This is a genomic window from Treponema sp. Marseille-Q4523 (assembly GCF_016901105.1).
Taxonomy (GTDB): domain Bacteria; phylum Spirochaetota; class Spirochaetia; order Treponematales; family Treponemataceae; genus Treponema_D.
The window spans coordinates 1-18,111 of the sequence record NZ_JAFEVM010000011.1 but is presented as its reverse complement, the minus strand read 5'-3'; the positions used below and the strand labels follow the sequence as shown (position 1 = coordinate 18,111).

Below are 18,111 nucleotides of genomic sequence, written 5' to 3'. Positions count from 1 at the left end.
GCTTTAAGTTCCCGACTTTTTTTTCGCTTCGGCTTCATCCTGCAGCTCTTTGAGCGTTTTCGCGGATTTGACAAGATTTTTAAAATCGCTCGATTTTAAAATTTCGATCGCAGCGTTCAGCTGAATGTCATAATCCGAATCGTAGAGCATCGCGGGCTTTAAACGGTTTACGCGGACACGAATAAGACGCCGAAGCAAAGCCGCGCCAAGCGGATATTTTTTTTGCAATACGAGCGCGTAAGAGGCGATATCGCGTTCGGTCATACCGCTGTGAGAATCGACGTAGGATGCGATCGCATTCGATTTGATCAATTCCGCATACGTTTTTTCTTCCGCCTCGCTCAATTCGGGATAGAGCACTTCTCTGTCGGGAGGAATACCGACTTTGTCGATATTCGTATCGCTCGGCGTATAGTAGCGCGCCATTGTAATTTTAAAACCGTCGGAAGCGCTGAGCGGGATCACCTGCTGAACGGAACCCTTACCGTAAGTACGCTGACCGACGAGGTATGCGAGGTGATTGTCTTTGAGCGCTCCCGCCAAAATCTCCGATGCGGACGCCGAACCGCGATTTATGAGCACGACAATCGGAAGACCTGCCGAAACAGTCGTTTTTTTTGCGTTCGCGGTAAAGACTTTATTTTCAAACGAAAGGCGGCTCTTCGTCGAAACGAGCGTTCCCGAATCGATGAATTTATCCGCAACGTCTGCGACACTCGTGATAAGCCCTCCGGGGTTGTCGCGCAGATCGATTATTAAATTTTTATAATTCGCTTTTGCGAACGAATCGAGCGCTTCCTGCACGCGCTTGGGCGTATCGGGCGTAAATTCGATTATGCGGAGATAGCCCGCAGCGCCTATCATGCCGTACTTTACCGTCGGCACTTCGATGAGCGCTCTGACGAGCGTTACGTCGAATCTGATGTCTTTGCCCCGCAAAATCGAAACGGTGACCGGTGTGCCCGCTTTACCGCGCAAATGATTGAGCACTTCTTCCATCGTCATAGGAGCCGTAGCTTCCCCGTCGATCGCCGTGATATAATCGCCCGACAGGATGCCCGCTTTGGCGCCCGGCGTATCTTCGATCGGAGAAGCGACTTCAACGTAAGCGGGCTTTTCGGAAGACGATTCGATAGGCTTGCTGATGGAAAGTCCGACACCGCCGAAATTGCCGGCCGTCGTATCGGAGAGCGGGCGCATCGTATTTTGATCGAGGTACTGCGTATACGGATCTTTCAACGAGTCGAGCATGCCTTTGAGCGCTCCTTCGTAGAGCACTTTCGGATCGATCTCGTCGACATAATTCTGCTGCACAAAATCGAATACCGCAGAGATTTTTTTCATGTATTGAAAATTCGAAACGGATTCGCCGGCAGCGGGCGACTCGGCAAAACACTGGGATGCCGCAGCGGAAACGATAAAGGCGCATATAACGGAAACGGCGTAACGGATTGCTTTATTGCGTATTTTAATGACAGCCATGAGTATCATTGTATGACGGGAAGCTGAAAATTGCAACATACCGAATTGCATAACTGTTTTTCAATTACGCATTTTTTAGTTTCGGCAAACAAATACGGAAAGAAATTTTATTATCCGAATCGGCAATTGAAACGTCCACGATATCATGTGCTTTTATTGGAATATAACGTAAATACCGCTCTGACACGCCATTCCCGAACTTTAGATCCGATGCTCGCTTTTCACCTGTAATTTTCTAAACCAATACAGACACATAAACATTGCAGCTGCGATAAGTGAGAATACGATATTCGGCGTAATCGCTACGGCGGCGATAATACCGTATGCGATGCGTTCTAAAATCGTAATCTTTTGCTCGACATATCCCTGCAAAAAAATTGCAATCGAATAGCATACGACAATTGCGGAGATAATCATTACGAGCATTGTAATATTGAACTGCCATACGAGATAATCGGTATTGAATACAAACGCAAACGGCAAAATAAAGCCGGTTATACCGATCTTAACCGCCGTAAATCCCACCCTCATCGGATTTTCTTCGGCTATTCCCGCCGCTGCATATGATGCTACGGCAACGGGAGGTGTAATAGCGGAAATACATGCGAAGTACAGCAAAAACAGATGAGCAGCCAAAATGGGGATGCCGAGATTGATCAGCGCCGGAGCGATCGCGGTCGCACAGACTATGTATGCAGCGGTAGTCGGAAGTCCCATCCCAAGGATAGCACAAACAACCATGGAAAGCACGAGCGACAAGACGAGCGAGTTTGTTCCGAGCTGTACGATAAAATTGGAAAATTTCAAACCGAGTCCGGTAAGCGAAAATATGCCAACGATAATACCGGATGCGGCACACGCACTCAGTACGGAACAAAGCGATTTACCTGCAAAAACGGCACCTTGAATAATTTTATTAAACGTGAGCCTGTCCGCACGGTCAAGCAATCCGCATACAATTATAGCCGATGTCGAATAGATTGCCGCTTTCATGGGCGTCGTTTGGAATCCGAGCAGTAAAATCAATAATACGGCAACAGGAACGGCCAACTTTACGCTCTGTGCAAGGATATGTTTTAATGCGGGCACGTTTTCATTCTCAATGCCGCGTATCCGATAACGGACAGCTTCAAGATCAACCATTTTAAAAAGACAGAGATAGTACATGAGCGCCGGAATGATCGCCGCGATGCAAACCGAAGCATAGGAAACGCCTGCGATATCTGCAAGGATGAAAGCCGCCGCTCCCATAACAGGAGGCATAATCTGCCCGCCGGTAGAAGCAACCGCTTCAACGGCACCGGCCGTCGCGTTCGAATAACCGCTTCGTTTCATGAGCGGAATCGTAAACGCGCCGGTACTAACGACATTTGCGACGCAGCTTCCGGAAATCGTCCCGAAAAATGCGCTTGCAATAATCGAAATCTTTGCCGGTCCGCCGCGTTTTTTTCCGGCGAGCGATATCGCAATATTTTGGAAAATGACATCGGCTCCCGACACATTCAAATACGCCGCAAACATCAAAAACAAATATACGTTTGAAGCGCTTGTCCCCGTCGGAACACCGTATATACCTCGGTCGCTGAACAATGCCAATACAATGCGATGCAATGAATACCCGCGATTTCCGAACAAACCGGGGATACGATTACCTATGAGCGCATAAATAATTGCGGCGATACCGATCAACGGAAGCACCCATCCCAGAACGCGGCGAGCGGCTTCCATTACAAAAATTGTTAAGAAAAGGCCGAAGACAAAAATCTTTCCGCTGATGATATTATTTTGCATATCCTGAGAATAGGATTCAAAATTAATAATCACATATAAACTGATAGTGATAATAAAACCGATAATGAGCCGGTCAACGATTCTGCAAAGCCGGCACACTGCGGCACGAGATCGGGGAAATGAACGCTCAAGCGGATAATACAAAAAGACGAGCACCAATCCGAGCATCACATGAAATGCATAAAATTTAATACTCGGAAGCGTAAAGACGGTAAAATTGCCGACATGAAGCAATACGGCAAACAAAGAAACGCAAAGAATACCAATCGTCGTCACACGGTGATAGATAGAACGTTTTTGCTCCATAAAAAAGACCTCGTTATCGGCTTGCTATAAATGTCGCTGCACTGTTATCGGCCGGCGCAGCGACGCATTATTTCCGGTTTATTTTTTCAAGTCGACAGGAACGGAAATACCTTTTTCCTGCAAATACGCAACGACGCCCGGATGCAGAGGAATATTAAAATTGAGCACATTTTGCGGCGTGCAATACTGTAAGCTTTTATGAACGGTAAGCAATGCGGCATTTTTTTCAAAAAGCGTTTTCGCCAAAAGATAAGCTTCTTCGTCGGGGATGTCCGCCGAGCACACAAGCATGTTCCACTCGGAAACAGTCGGAATGTCTGCTGTGACGCCGGCGTAGGAACCTTTCGGCATCGTTGCAGATCTGTAAAACGGATACGTAGTTGTAAAAAATTTCTGTTCATCCGGAGTTAATCCGATAAAGCGAAGACTCTTTGTCGCTTCAAGTTCACTGATTGCGGCAAACGGCGGATATGAAAATAAAACGGCAACGTCAACTTGCCCTTGCGAAACGGCGGTTGCCGTCGCACCGTGTCCGTCGTTAAAAATCGCCGCGGGTTTGATATTAAGCAATTCAAACGCAGCACGCAACACGCTGTCCATCGCAGCTCCCTTCGATCCGAGCCCGACGATTTTACCGCTGTAATCGGTAAGCTTTCGAATACTGTTCGTCGAAAGCGTATACATCGTCATATATGAAGGATACAACGGAACCAGTCCGCGTACTTTCATCATCGGCTTTCCGTTCGTCCATTTTGCAGTTCCCTTTGCGCCTTCATAAAGGGCGGAAGTCATAGCAATCCCGATTTCCGCCTGACCGCTTTCGATCATTGCGAGGTTTGCAGTCGAGCCGCCGGTCTCTTCTGCCGTGATAACGAATTTAGAGGGCAATGCATTATTAATAATCGTCGCCAATCCCCCGCCGACCAGATAAAAATTACCGCCGCTTGAACTGGTTCCGAGCGAATACCGTTTCGGAAATCCGCCCGACGATCCGTCATTGTTTCCTGCACCGGCGATAAACGATACGGCAAGACAGAATACGCTTAATCCGACCAAGATCTTTTTCATAAAGACAACCTCCTGTGTATATAATTATCTATGCTTCAAAACCGAAATATTCCGAGACCAAACCGATTATCGTAAGCATCCCCGTCGGAATCGATTTCGGATCGCTGTAAAATGATGATGAGTGCAACGAACCGTACAGACCGCCGGGAGTACGAGAACCGAGCCGAATAAACACTCCGGGCCGGTTCCCCTTAATTATAGCAGCATCGTCTCCCCCCATCGCCGCGTACGGCATCATTAGGGTGTTTCCTTTACCGAGCATTTTTTCTCCCGCACGAAAAACTTTATCCACCCATTCGTCGGTATTGACAAACGGAGGTACACCGGATTTGATTTCCACTTCGGCTTCCGTACGATATGCTTCAGCGACAGACTCTGCAACGCGCTTTATACCCTGTGCCGTACGTTCGCGGTCTTCGGGATCGAGTGTACGGAACGTGCCTCCCAGTTCGACAAAATCGGGGATGATATTCGTAGCATCGCCCGCTTTGAGTATGCAAATAGATACGACAACGGAATTTGCAGGATTGGTCTCTCGCGATACAAGCGTTTGCAGCGCAGTAATGATAGCGCTCGCCGCCACGACAGGATCCCGAACAGTATGACAATGTGCTGCATGTCCTCCCTTGCCGCGTACCGTTATTTTTATTTCATCGGCACTCGCCAGGATCGGACCGTAACGTGTTCCGATCGTACCGGCAGGAATTTCCGGTGAACAGTGAAGCGCGGCAAAATCATCAACGCCGTCCAAATCGATATCCGCATCTTCTAAAAGCATTTTTGCGCCGCACAGTATTTCTTCCGCCGGCTGAATATAAAAACTTACAGTACCGGAAAACAAATCTTTATGCTTGCTCAAAATGCTTGCCGCTCCGACATTGATCGTTCCGTGAACGTCATGACCGCATGCATGCATGACACCGGGAATTTTACTGCAGGGCTTCATATTCGGATCTTCCTGAATCGGCAGGGCGTCTATATCACCCCGAAATAAAAGTGTCTTTCCCGCTCCATGCTTTGTTCCGCGTAATTCAAAATACAGCCCCGTTTCTCCGATCGGTTTCAAACTGTCGTATGCAACATTTTTTTCAATATAATCTCTGAGTAAAGCGCACGTTTTATATTCTTTCATGCTCAGTTCAGGATTTTCATGTATGTGATTGCGCATCGCAGTAATTTCCGGCGTTATATCGGCTACTGCCTTATGAAAGTCAATCATAGTATCCTCCGGGCAATGCATTTTAGGAATGCTCCTCGGATTTTAGAGGTGCTTTATTGTTAATATCCCCTGTATCCGACCGCCTGTAAAAGCATCGTAATAACTATTGCAACGACCAGTTCGATAAGGATGTATTTTATTGCCCATTTGATATATCGAGGAAATCCTACCCCCGCGATGGCAAGACACCCCATCATCGGTCCGTTAATCGGCGTTGCAAGATTTGTAAGTCCGTCACCGAACTGAAACGCCTGAACCGCAACTTGCCGTGTAATGCCGACAATATCTGCAATAGGAACCATGATCGGCATTACGACAGCCGCTTGACCGGAACCCGACGGGATCATAATATTAATGAGCGCATTTACTGCAACCATCAACCCCGCACCGATGACAGCACCCGCCTTATTGAGCGGTAAACTGAGCGCATACACGATTGTATCCATCACGCGACCTTGCGAGAGGATAAGCGAAATGGCGGTCGCGATTCCTGTAACAAACGAAGCGTAAACCATCGGTTTACATCCCTTAATAAATTTTGCCGCTATGTCATTCATGCTGAAACCGGAGATGATCCCCACGGCGACGGCAATCCCTAAAAACCAAGAACCGATCTGTAACGGCGCCCATTTTAATGTAATCGTAAGCGCTACACACGAAATAACCGCGGCAAAGAAAAACAGGATGATAATAATTTGTCGTTTTGTCAGGGTAAGCGGTGCCGCGCTGTTCTCATTTGTCTCTTTATTTCCCATAAATTGATCCGTCGAAAGACCATATTCATATTTCAAACTTTTAGTCGGATCTCGTTTAATTGTTCTGTAATACGAAAGAGTCACGAAATATAAAAATGTGATATTCGCCAAACAAGCAATCAAACGAGGCGGCATCCCGGAAAAAATCGGAACTTCCGCAAATGTCTGAGCGACGCCGAGAATACCGGGATTGGCAAACCCGATAGAGAATCCGGACATGAGACCGAAATAGATTATGAGAAATCCGAGAAAGTCATCGCCGCCGATGGCATGCGCCATAACGAGACCGATCGGCATAAGCGCGACGCCTATATTGCCAAATGCGCCCGCCGTATTGCCGAGCGCGAGCGCATACATAATCAGCGCAATAGCGATCATCTCTTTGCCGCGGAGTCTCCGTGCTATAATGCCGAAAATCGTTGAAAGCGATTTTGTCTCTTCAACCATGCTGACCGCGGCACCGCAAAAAAAGATCATAAAGATAATACGGGAAGAATTTAAAAATCCTTGAAAAATACACTGCAGTACGTCCCACGGCGTTTGCCGTGCCGGTTCTATGAATCGGAAGCTGTCGGCTACAACCTTATTGAGATTGCCCTCCTTTACTCTGTCAAAGGCACCTGCAGGGATTACCCATGTCAAAACCATCGCCGCTATACAAAGAATAAACAACAATGCATACACATCGGGAAATTCTCCGATCCCTTTTTTCCTTTTCAGATTTTCACTCATCTTTTCCTGCTCCTTATACAAACCGCCGATTTACAGCGGAAGCAAAAACACGCGCAAAGCGCGAAACGCTTTTCCGTCGCGCAATCCGCCGCCGAAAACCTGTCCGCCGGCCATCGCAGCGGCTATATGAATGTGAACAAAAACCGGATCCGATTTATCGGGGTACACGGCGGCAAGGCGCGAATCGACCTTATCCCACGGCAATACTTCTCCGGTAAAACCGACGACTTCCGCCGAAACGCCGTACGGCACTTCGACCGTCTGCAGCGGCAGCTCATGAGTAACGGGCGCAGCGATACGCACATCGACAACCGAACCGATCGCCCCGACGATATATGCATTCGTTATGTTATTTTCAAGCAGAAAATCGATAATCGCCCGTTTGATTTCCTTTCCCGCAGTGATCTCCACATCTACAACAGTTCGCATATCACGCTCCTACGTGTTTTACCGCCTGACTCGCTGCGATCAAAACAGGATCGTACACCGGCGCGAGCGACGGTGTATACACGAGGTCCAAATCATTCACTTGCATGACAGTCATTTCCGCGCTTATACACGCCGCAAGTGTATCGATTTTTCCGGCAATCGACTCGCTGCCGATTCCCTGAGCTCCGAGCAAGCGACCGCTCTTTCTGTCGTACACGAGATTGATACGGCACGGCGTTCCGCCCGGATAATACGACGCTTTGTCCGATTTCTCGATCGCCGTTTCCGCAGCGTCAAACCCAAACGCTTTCGCATCTGCGAATGAAAGCCCTGTCGCAGCAATAAAACAATTAAATACTTTCGTCGCCATGGATCCGAGTACGCCGGGAAAGGATGCTTTTTCTCCGCCGATGACACTGCCTGCCGTACGTCCCGTTTTATTCGCTACCGTACCGAGCGGAACGTACGCAGCCTTGCCGGTGACGATATGTTTCGTCTGCGCACAGTCGCCGCACGCGAAAATCGCAGGATCGTTCGTACGCTGCTGTGCATCCACGACAATGCTGCCTTTAACGCCGAGTGCAAGCCCTGCTTCTTTTGCAAGTACAACGGCAGGCCGAACGCCGACAGCCAAGACGGCTGTATCGCAAGGAACGGAGCGACCGTTCGCCGTACATACCGCTTTCGCCTTTCCGTTTTCCGTCGCAACGCGCGATACCGATGTACCGAGCAGCACTTCGATACCGTGCGCAGCCAGTTCATCCGCCACAATACGGGAAAACGCTTCGGGGAGAAAGGGAAGCAAACGCGGCAACGTTTCGAATACCGTTACGTGCAATCCCAACAATGCAAGCTGCTCGGAAATTTCGAGTCCTATAAATCCGCCGCCGATGATACATGCGGATTCGGATTGCTGCGCACGCCGCTTTAACAATATCCCGTCTTCTACGGTACGAAGTACACACACGCCGTCCGCGTCGGCGCCTTCAAAATCGGGTCTGATCGGAACGGCACCGGTAGCGATCACGAGGTAATCGTAACCGTATACAGATCGCTCACCCGTTTCGAGATTGTGTACCGTAACTTCCTTTTTCGCACGGTCTATCGATACGACGTCGTGCCGCATCAACACTTCGATACCTCGTTTTTCTCTCATATCCGAAGCGGAAACGGAAATGAGAGCATCGACCTCACGTATCATATCGCCCACGAAATACGGCAAACCGCACGCACCGTAACTGATATATCCCGTTTTTTCGAAAACCGTACAGTCCAAGTCGGGATTTAAACGCTTCGCTTTTGACGCAGCGCTCAATCCCGCAGCTGTTCCGCCGATTACGACAAGCCGTTTTTTCTCACCCACTGTCGATTACTCCCGCTTATTTTTTTGCACCGTATTTTGCGATAACGCCCATCTCGTCCATCATCTTTTCAAGCTCTTCGAGACGATGTCCGGTATACTCTTGATAGGGCTTCCGTAAATGCCCTCCGGGCAAACCGAGTATACGCAGCGCCGCTTTGATAACGATGGGATTCGAAAACGTATACAGCTGCTGAAGCAACGGGAACCATTTGAAATATTCTTTCCGCGACGATTCGATGATATCCATATCGGTCCAAGGACGCGAATACAAAGCCGCTTCTTCGGGAATGATATTTCCGCCGATATTCGCAGTACCCGTACCGCCGACCGCAAGCGTCGGAATAACGATCGAATATTTCGGGAAATCACAGCACATGATTTTTACTTTTCCTTCGCATAAGCGCTGCACTTGTACCAGCTGTTCGACGGATGGCATCGCCTCTTTATCGATAACGAAATTCGGATGTAAATCGGAAAGTCTTTTTATAGTCTCCGGTTCGACGAGCACGCCGAGACGGGAGGGATTGTTGTAAATACCGCACGGAATGCCGATCGCACTCATGCATTCGTCAAAGTGCGCGAAGACTGCAGTTTGCGGAATAAGCACATAGGGCGGAACCGTAAAGATAACTCCATCGGCGCCTTCTTTTTCGCAATACTTTGCAAATTCGACGCTCTGCGCCGTCGTAAAGGATGCCGCGCTGAAAAAGACGGGAATACGACCTTGCGTCATTTTAATAACTTCGTGAACGATCTTCTTTTTTTCTTCGACGGTGAGCAGTGTCACCTCTCCTGCCGAGCCGAGAATAAACAGCATTGAAGTTCCGTATGCAATTTGACGATCGATGAGCGTAGAAAATCCGTTAAAGTCAATCCGGTCGTCCTCCGTGAACGGCGTCGGCATTGCAACAAACGATCCGCTTGGTTTTATCATAATTTCCTCCTACATAGATCAAGCTTGCGAAAATAGTCTTTGATCATTAATAATGATAAATCCGATTTTTACAGATGCAAGTCCTTTCTATAAGGTGTAAGCTACATTACATATTATATAAAAATCATATATTTGGAGAGAATTCTGCCGCTGCTCACTGCGTTATAGATATGCGAACGTCGCCGACACTGTAACTTCGAATCTGGGATAATCGGTATTGCTGTAGTATTTTTTATTGATTTAAGAATTCTTTATATGCACGTTTTGAAATCTGCATTTGACGATTGAGGATACGAATAAAGCCTTCGTTACACAATTCATTAATAAGTTTACTTGTCGTTACACGGGCACTTCCTACGATAGTGCTTATTTCATATTGCGTGTAATGAGTCAAAAGATTATACCACCCGTCATCTTCACACGAATTTGTGTCGGCCGTAGAACAGAGCAAGCGTAAAATACGCTGCTTACAAGGCGTAAAAACAAGATGCTCAATTTCATGGCGCAAAATAAGCATTTTTCGCGACATACAATTTATAACGGCGGCTCGAAAGGGTTTACTGTCATCAACCAAACGATTAAAAGCGCTGTACGGTATTTTCCACAATATCGACGGCTCCATTGCTTCCGAAATAAGTCCCGTCGGTTCGCCGAGAAATACGGGTGTTTCACCGAAAAACCAGCCGGCGCTCAGAGAATATAATATTTTTTCCGCCCCGCCTTCTTCAAGAATATAGTGTTTTGTCCTTCCCGACGCTATATAATAGACGCCGTCGAGCATATCTCCAAGTTCGAGAAATTGCTTTTTTGCCGGTACCGTAACGGTTTTACAAAAGACTTTCATTATAGATTCCATCTCATCGTTTTTTATCATCGGCGCAGTATAACTCGAATTTAAAAATTCCTGCACAGCACTCCTCCTGTGATTATCTGTATTGTACACTGAAATTCAAAATCGTGCTATTAAAGTTCAGTAAAACATCATATTTGTACGTCGAGCAATGAATTCCCCTCATTGACAGAACACCCGACAAAGCATATTCTGATGCTATCGTATTAAGCAAGCAAGAGGAGTATCTCATGAGTGAAAACAATTCGGAAAACAAGTTCAATTTGAAAGGCGGTTTTTCCGCAGCGTCAAAAGAAGCGACGGCTTTTAAAAAATTCATTTCGCGCGGCAATGTCGTCGATATGGCGGTCGGCGTCATCATCGGCGGTGCGTTCGGCAAAATCATTTCGAGCCTCGTCAACGATATGATCATGCCGCTTATCGGTCTGTTGATCGGAGGCATCGATTTCACGAGTTTAAGCGTAAAGATCGGCGAAGCGACGGTCGCATACGGCAATTTCATTCAAACCGTCGTCGATTTTTTAATCGTCGCGATCTGTATCTTTGCCGTCGTCAGAATTTTCGAGCGCTTTAAGAAAAAGGAAGAAAAAGAAGAAGCGCCCGCAGCCAAACCCGCCGATATCGTGCTGCTGGAAGAAATCCGCGATATATTAAAAAATAAAAATTAATCGGTCGAATGGTGAGTGTCGAAAGTATAAGCTGATAAAGCTGTACTTTCGGCGAGGACTTCGTTTACTGCGCTCACGCCGTTCGCTGCGCTCCGATGCCCCGTATCGGGGTTTTTTATCGGTGCGCACAAGCGGAGACCGGCGTCTGCGCTTTCGACGGCGCAAAGTTTACACAACCCGCAAATATTCTATCGTATGTTACGCCCACACAAACCACAGCGCAGCAGCGGCGGCGGCAGTCGTTAAAATCGTAAAGGGCGCTCCTGTTTTAAGCCAACCGGCAAAATTGACCGGATACCCTTCTCTTTTGAGAATACCCATCGCAACGACATTTGCACTCGCTCCGAACGGTGTCAAATTGCCGCCGAGACAGGAACCGATGAGGAGCGCAAACATATACAATTCGGCGGCGAGATCCATCCGTGAAGCGAGCGTCTGGGCGACCGGCAGCATGACGATGATATACGGCACGTTATCGACAAAGCCGGAAATGACGACTGATACGACGAGGATCAGCATAAAGCCGACGAAGACATTGCCGCCGGTAATGCGTGCAAGGATATGCGCAAAATCGGAGAGCAGACCCGTTTCCGAAATTGCACCGACGACGATAAATATGCCGATCAAAAACGCGATCGTTTCCCAATCGAGTCCTTTGATAAGCAGCCACGTTTCTCGCGGCGGTCGACGCTGTACAAATCGGAACCACAGCACACCCGCAATGCCGAGTGTAAGCACGTACAGTCCCGACAAAAATTCACAATCGAAATGCAAAAACGAAATCGCAGCCAGACCGAAGATCATCGCAAGCAGGAGAAAGAACGGAAGAGGCGAAATCACTTCGCTTTTATCCAAATCGGGTTTTTCTTTTTGCTTTGCAAAGAACAGATAAAAATACAGGCAGCCGGTGATCATACCCGTTTGGATAAAGAAAAAAATCGACGGCTTTGCCGCGTGCACGAAAAAATCGTTGAACGTATAGCCCGCGTAACTTGCAAAGATCATCGACGGCGGATCTCCGACGAGTGTCGCTGTCCCTTCAAGATTCGACATGACGGCAAGCCCTATCATAAAATACGTCGGATCGATTTTAAGCTTTTTGCACAGTGCAAGCGCTATCGGCGCCATGACGAGTACTGTCGCAACGTTTTCGACGAAGATCGAAATAACGCCGGTCATCGCGAGGATGAGCACGATTGCGATTCCGGTGTTCGGCGCTTTTTCCACTATGATGTCCGCAATATACGCGGGCATCCGCGAATAGATAAAGAGCGCGGCTATTATCATGCTCCCCACATAGATCATGAGCACGTTCCAGTTGACGAGCGATGTGAACGCGTGTATGAAAGGATACGCGCGAAGCGGAACTCCGCCGGAAGAAAAAATGCTTTCCGGAAATATCGCACCCAGCAGCAGGATGACGAGCGCCGACGCCGAGGTAAATACGATTTTTTTATGCTGCACGATGATGACGAGCGCATACATCATAACGGCAAGCGTGAGCACGACCCATTTCATTTCCATAGTTAAAAAAGTATACAGAAAAAAAAGCCGCAGGTAAATGCGATGTCTGATATGTCAATCTCTGATGCGTGCTACCGGTGTAATACAGGGGGGCAGCGCCGAAAACCTATGTAGAGGTATAATTAGTTCATTATACCTAAGGCGGGGTTTCGGCGGCCGATCCGTTTCAGACGTTCAATTTAAACCTTCCTTAAAATTGCACAGCGAGTAAATCTTCAGATTTGGGAGCTGTACAATTAGTGCGCGAAAGCGCACAGTTAATAAGCGACGTTTGCCGAAAGGCAAACTCGAAGTTAAACGAGACGCGCTATTTTAGCGGCTCGTTTAAACCTTCCTTAAAATTATACGGCGAGTAAATCTTCGGATTTAGGAGCCGTGCAATTCGTGCGCGAGAGCGCACAGTTAATAAGCGATGTTTCGGCTTCGTCCGAAACTCGAAGTTAAATTGAACGGCGCTATCTCAGACGTTCAATTTAAACCTTCTAAAAACTCGAACGCGAAAGCGGTGAGCCTATCCACGTACCTTCGCTTCCGAGATAATCTTCGCGCTGCCCTTCGATGATAAACTGCACGCTGTTGACGGTGCTGAACGAAGTCGCCGTGTAGACGATCTGCATGAGCTGTGCGAGGTAGCCCTGCACGCCGACGCTGTTGAATGAAAAAGCTTCGCTGAAATTGAGCGTTGCGATGCCGTTTTTTACCGAAGCGCCGAGCAGCTTTGTGCCCGAAGGGATCAGCGTCATCGTATTGCGCGATTTTTCTTCCGCGCTGGGGCCGGCTAAAAGTGAGTTCAGCGTATCGGTGAGCGGAGAATCCGACTTCGGCAATTTGCGCGTTACGATTTGACGGCTTACCGACCCGTCGGATCCGATGACGACGAAGCAGAGCGGCACGTCTATCGTTGCTGCAGGTTGAGGTGTGTTTTTCGGACTTTGCGTTTTGTCGGCGTTCCGTGTATCCGCTTTCGGTTTTTCCGCAGTCCTCGCTTCATCGCCTTTTTCGGTTTTCGGCTTTTCATCCGCCTTTGTTTCACCGCTTTTTTCGGCATTCGACCGATCGGCAGGTTTTTGTGCGTCGGGTGCCGATGTCGGTTTTTGTACAGTGCTTTCGTTTTGCTTTGCAAGGTTCGAGCGGTTATTTTCAATGACGGACGGTTCGGTCGAATTCGCTTCAGGTAAAATATCTATTTGAAATGCGTCGCCGCCGCTTTTCGGATTTTGTTTTTGTTCGTGGTTTTGAACGAACTCCGGTGTCTTTCCGAACACGCGGCCGAAAAAATCGGTGTTTTGCAGATTTGAAAGTATGGTATCTTTTTTAACAAAAAAGAATACGAGCAGAATAAGCGCGACGAGCAGCCAGCACGCAAATGCAAATCCCGTATTCTTCTTTTTTGTATTCCGTTCAGCCATATCTATAGTATCGGCAGCGGATGCCCGCACTATTAGAGCGAATGCAGGGCAGCCGCACCGAAACTATATTCTCTAAAAAATAACATATAACGTAAAAAATCGGCAGCCTTCCCGGCAGCAGCCCTGCCGTTTCGTGTGATTCGTCAGCCGGCCAAATATTCGTTTATGCTCGCAGCCGCTTTTCTGCCTTCGCCCATGGCGAGGATGACCGTTGCCGCTCCGAGCACGATGTCGCCGCCCGCCCACACTTTCGTTTTGCTCGTCGCCTGTTTGTCGTCGACGACGATGTGACCGTGTTTATCCGCATCGAGGCCGGGCGTCGTGCGAACGAGCAGGGGATTGCTGCCGTTGCCGAGGGCGACGATGACCGCATCGCACGGGATTTCGTGTTCGCTTCCCGGAATCGCGACGGGGCTCCGTCTGCCCGATGCGTCGGGTTCGCCGAGTTCGTATCGCAGCGCTTTGATACCGCGCACGCGACCGTTCAGCGCTTTGTCTTCGCTTTCGATTCCGAGCACTTCGATCGGGTTTTCGAGGAAGCGGAATTCGACGCCCTCTTCTTCCGCGTGACCGACTTCTTCTTTTCGAGCGGGCATTTCATCGCGCGTTCTGCGGTACACGATGCTGACGTGTTCCGCGCCGAGCCTGAGCGCCATACGTGCAGCGTCCATAGCGACGTTTCCGCCGCCCACGACGATGACGTTTTTCGCTTCGTAATACGGCGTATCGGCAGTACCCTTCATATACGCTTTCATCAAATTGGCACGCGAAAGGTATTCGTTTGCGCTGAATACGCCGATGAGATTTTCTCCCGGAATATTGAGAAATTTCGGAAGCCCCGCGCCCGTGCCGATAAAGGCGGCGTCGAAACCCTTTTCCGTCAAAAGCTGATCGAGCGTGTCGGTGCGTCCGACGAGAAAGTTCATTTCGAATTTGACGCCCATCTTTTTCAGATTTTCGACTTCCTTTGCGACGATGTCTTTCGGAAGACGGAATTCGGGAATGCCGTAAAGCATGACGCCGCCGGCTTTGTGGAACGCGTCGAATACGGTAACGTCGTGACCCGCTCTCGCGCAGTCGGCCGCGACCGTAAGCCCCGCGGGACCCGATCCGACGACAGCGACTTTTTTGCCCGTCGCTTTTGCGACCGCCGGCAGCGTCGTCTTATTGTGCGTGCGTTCCCAATCCGCGACGAACCGTTCGAGCCGTCCGATCGAAACCGCTTTGTCGACCGTTTTATGAATCTTTCCGACCGTGCATTCTTTTTGGCACTGCTTTTCCTGCGGACACACGCGGCCGCAGATAGCCGGCAAAAGGTTCGTCAATTTAATCGTATCGACTGCGGATTTGAAATCTCCCTTTTGGATTTCCGCGATAAATTGCGGGATCGCGATGCCGACGGGGCAGCCTGCGACACAGGGTTCGTTTTTACACTGGAGACAGCGGTTCGCTTCGTTGATCGCCATCTCTTTCGTATAGCCGAGCGCTACTTCGCCCATTTCGCGCGCGCGTTTTTTCGGCTCCGCGACAGGCATTTCCTGAAGCGGGATCGCCATGCGGTCTTTCGGAGAAAGAGGTGCCGCTTTTATCTTCTGTTCGATTTCATCGAATTCCTTTTTCGCCTGCGCTTCCAATTCATTTGCTGAAATATATTCCGTCATGATTATCGTCCTCTATAAAACTTCTGCAGGAAATTATTAAAAATTTACGATTAAGCTTTTTGCTCGATCACGCTTTCCAATTTGCATTTGTGGAAATCTTCCTGTTCCTGCGCTTTGAACGTGCCCATGCGCATCATCATATTGTCCCAATCGACTTTATGCGCGTCGAAATCAGGCCCGTCCACGCACACGAATTTCGTTTCGTCGCCGACCGTAACGCGGCAGCCGCCGCACATACCGGTACCGTCGATCATAATCGTGTTGAGCGACACCACCGTCGGGATATTGTATTTTTCCGTCGTCTTTGCGGCGAACTTCATCATAATGGGAGGTCCGATCGCGATGACTTCCGCAGGCGGCGTCTGGGATTTGCAGAGCTCATCGAGCGGTACCGTGACAAGCCCCTGCCTGCCCGCGCTTCCGTCGTCGGTCATGACGATAACTTCGTCCGCAACCTTTTTCATCTCATCGACGAAGATAAGCAAATCCTTGTTTCTCGCGCCGATGATCATAATCACTTTATTGCCGGCAGCTTTAAGTGCTTGCACGATCGGATAACACGGCGCAACTCCGAAACCGCCGCCTACGACGACGACCGGCCCGTCGCGCTTTTCGATAACCGACGGATTTCCGAGCGGCCCGAGCACCGCAGCGATGGAATCCCCCGTCTTTTTTTGCGCGAGTTTATACGTCGTCGCTCCGACCGCCTGAAAGACGAGCACGACCCAGCCTTCTTCCGCATTCGCATCCGCGATCGTCAGCGGAACGCGTTCTCCGTAATCCGTGTCGAGCTGCACGATGACGAATTGCCCCGCTTTGCGGTTGCGCGCAATTTCGGGAGCTTCGAATTTCATGTAGTAGACGCCGGCGGAAATTTCTCTCTTTTCAAGAATTTTGAACATAGCATACCTTCGATAGAATAGATATCCGTTATTGTATAGGAAAGGGGAAAAAAAGTAAATCGAATTAAAGTTTTTAAAAATTATTTATCGAATAAGATCTTTTCGGGATTTAAGGGGGAAAGCCTTCCCCTCGCGCGCACTCCGTTGCGCGCTGCCCCTTCCGGCGGGGACACCCCGCAACGCCCCGTCCGCCGTACGGCTGTATGCCGTCACAAAAATTTCTCCGAAAAAACTCCGAAATCGTAACATTTCCGCGATTTATATAGCAGGCATGTGCGCTTACGCGCACGAATGCGGCATCTTCGGAAGTTGATACTTCCTGCAATGCCGCATTTTAAGGAAGGTCTTATGGCAAAACACAATCGTCGGTACAAAGATTCGGTTTTCGTCGACTTTTTCGGCGAAGATAAAAATGCAAAAGCGAACTTTCTCTCGCTCTACAACGCGCTCCACGATACTCACCTTGACGCGCCTACGGAGCTCAAGGCGCTCCGCCTTGAACAGGTTATGTATATGGCTTTTCGGAACGACGTCGCTTATCTCATAGACGGCAAAATCATCGCCCTCGTAGAACACCAATCTACAATCAACGCGAATATGCCGTTGCGATTTCTGCAGTACGCCGCTCGCCTCTACGAGCGCATTCAAAATCCTCGAGACCGTTATCTCAAGTACCTGAAAAAAATCCCTACACCTGAGTTTTACGTGTTCTATAACGGCGAAGAAGATTATCCTGAAAGCACGACTCTCCGTCTTTCCGATGCCTTTATGACGATACCCGAAAAACCGAGCCTCGAACTCCTATGTTTTTTGTCAAGCGGAAAAGTAAAACTTTTTAGATTTTCTTCCACACTTGACCGCTCCCCGTCCCTGTAATCCCTTGTTTTACACGTTTGCTCTAGCCCGCTTGTAAGACACGGGCAGGCAGTTGTTTATATTCCATCCCCTTATTTTTCATTATTAAATACAATAATTTTGCCATCTTCCGCGCTATCGCCGTTATCGATACCTTCTTCCC

14 protein-coding genes and 1 pseudogene are annotated in these 18,111 nt (G+C 48.8%); 2 read left to right on the top strand and 13 right to left on the bottom strand.

The features are described from left to right. Positions 1-3: 3 nt before the first annotated feature. From JSQ97_RS04945 to JSQ97_RS04905, 9 genes are all read right to left on the bottom strand, one after another. Positions 4-1,482 carry a S41 family peptidase gene (locus tag JSQ97_RS04945; RefSeq protein ID WP_370590038.1) on the bottom strand — a complete coding sequence of 493 codons (1,479 nt, stop codon included), beginning with the start codon at positions 1,480-1,482 and terminating at the stop codon, positions 4-6. A gap of 201 nt (positions 1,483-1,683) precedes the next feature. Then, the gene (locus JSQ97_RS04940) at positions 1,684-3,579 is read right to left on the bottom strand and encodes a TRAP transporter permease (protein WP_205075037.1); all 1,896 of its coding nucleotides are present in this window, start codon (positions 3,577-3,579) and stop codon (positions 1,684-1,686) included. Positions 3,580-3,657: 78 nt separating this feature from the next. Beyond that, positions 3,658-4,647 (bottom strand): TAXI family TRAP transporter solute-binding subunit, encoded by a 990-nt coding sequence (locus JSQ97_RS04935; RefSeq protein WP_205075036.1) that lies wholly within the window; start codon positions 4,645-4,647, stop codon positions 3,658-3,660. A gap of 28 nt (positions 4,648-4,675) precedes the next feature. After that, positions 4,676-5,866 carry a M20 metallopeptidase family protein gene (locus JSQ97_RS04930; protein WP_205075035.1) on the bottom strand — a complete coding sequence of 397 codons (1,191 nt, stop codon included), beginning with the start codon at positions 5,864-5,866 and terminating at the stop codon, positions 4,676-4,678. A 59-nt stretch (positions 5,867-5,925) separates the two neighbouring features. Beyond that, positions 5,926-7,353 (bottom strand): YfcC family protein, encoded by a 1,428-nt coding sequence (locus tag JSQ97_RS04925; protein WP_205075034.1) that lies wholly within the window; start codon positions 7,351-7,353, stop codon positions 5,926-5,928. A gap of 30 nt (positions 7,354-7,383) precedes the next feature. After that, positions 7,384-7,782: a PPC domain-containing DNA-binding protein gene (locus JSQ97_RS04920; protein ID WP_205075033.1), complete on the bottom strand. Its 399-nt coding sequence runs from the start codon at positions 7,780-7,782 to the stop codon at positions 7,384-7,386. 1 nt (position 7,783) lies between these two features. After that, positions 7,784-9,145 carry an FAD-dependent oxidoreductase gene (locus tag JSQ97_RS13125; RefSeq protein ID WP_205075032.1) on the bottom strand — a complete coding sequence of 454 codons (1,362 nt, stop codon included), beginning with the start codon at positions 9,143-9,145 and terminating at the stop codon, positions 7,784-7,786. A gap of 16 nt (positions 9,146-9,161) precedes the next feature. Then, positions 9,162-10,079: a dihydrodipicolinate synthase family protein gene (locus JSQ97_RS04910; protein WP_205075031.1), complete on the bottom strand. Its 918-nt coding sequence runs from the start codon at positions 10,077-10,079 to the stop codon at positions 9,162-9,164. Positions 10,080-10,311: 232 nt separating this feature from the next. Next, a complete protein-coding gene (locus JSQ97_RS04905) occupies positions 10,312-10,953 on the bottom strand; it encodes a Crp/Fnr family transcriptional regulator (RefSeq protein WP_239446944.1) in 642 nt (213 codons plus the stop codon). A gap of 206 nt (positions 10,954-11,159) precedes the next feature. Here JSQ97_RS04905 and mscL point away from each other — a divergent pair, with 206 nt between their 5' ends. Continuing rightward, entirely contained in the window at positions 11,160-11,597 is a 438-nt protein-coding gene (gene mscL / locus JSQ97_RS04900) for a large-conductance mechanosensitive channel protein MscL (protein ID WP_205075029.1), read from the top strand. A 198-nt stretch (positions 11,598-11,795) separates the two neighbouring features. On the opposite strand, the gene JSQ97_RS04895 is transcribed toward mscL, so the two are convergent. The 4 genes from JSQ97_RS04895 to JSQ97_RS04880 all read right to left on the bottom strand — a co-directional run bounded on the left by JSQ97_RS04895 (position 11,796) and on the right by JSQ97_RS04880 (position 17,093). Beyond that, positions 11,796-13,121: an ArsB/NhaD family transporter gene (locus tag JSQ97_RS04895; RefSeq protein WP_205075028.1), complete on the bottom strand. Its 1,326-nt coding sequence runs from the start codon at positions 13,119-13,121 to the stop codon at positions 11,796-11,798. A gap of 482 nt (positions 13,122-13,603) precedes the next feature. After that, positions 13,604-14,530, bottom strand: a complete 927-nt coding sequence (locus tag JSQ97_RS04890) for a GerMN domain-containing protein (protein WP_205075027.1) — start codon at positions 14,528-14,530, stop codon at positions 13,604-13,606. Between the two features lie 143 nt (positions 14,531-14,673). Next, the gene (gltA, locus tag JSQ97_RS04885; RefSeq protein WP_205075026.1) at positions 14,674-16,191 is read right to left on the bottom strand and encodes an NADPH-dependent glutamate synthase; all 1,518 of its coding nucleotides are present in this window, start codon (positions 16,189-16,191) and stop codon (positions 14,674-14,676) included. A 50-nt stretch (positions 16,192-16,241) separates the two neighbouring features. Beyond that, positions 16,242-17,093 carry a sulfide/dihydroorotate dehydrogenase-like FAD/NAD-binding protein gene (locus JSQ97_RS04880; protein WP_205075025.1) on the bottom strand — a complete coding sequence of 284 codons (852 nt, stop codon included), beginning with the start codon at positions 17,091-17,093 and terminating at the stop codon, positions 16,242-16,244. Positions 17,094-17,441: 348 nt separating this feature from the next. Between JSQ97_RS04880 and JSQ97_RS04875 the strand changes: the two are divergent. Continuing rightward, a pseudogene (locus JSQ97_RS04875) lies at positions 17,442-17,897 on the top strand (Rpn family recombination-promoting nuclease/putative transposase); the annotation flags it as partial. Positions 17,898-18,111: the final 214 nt, after the last annotated feature.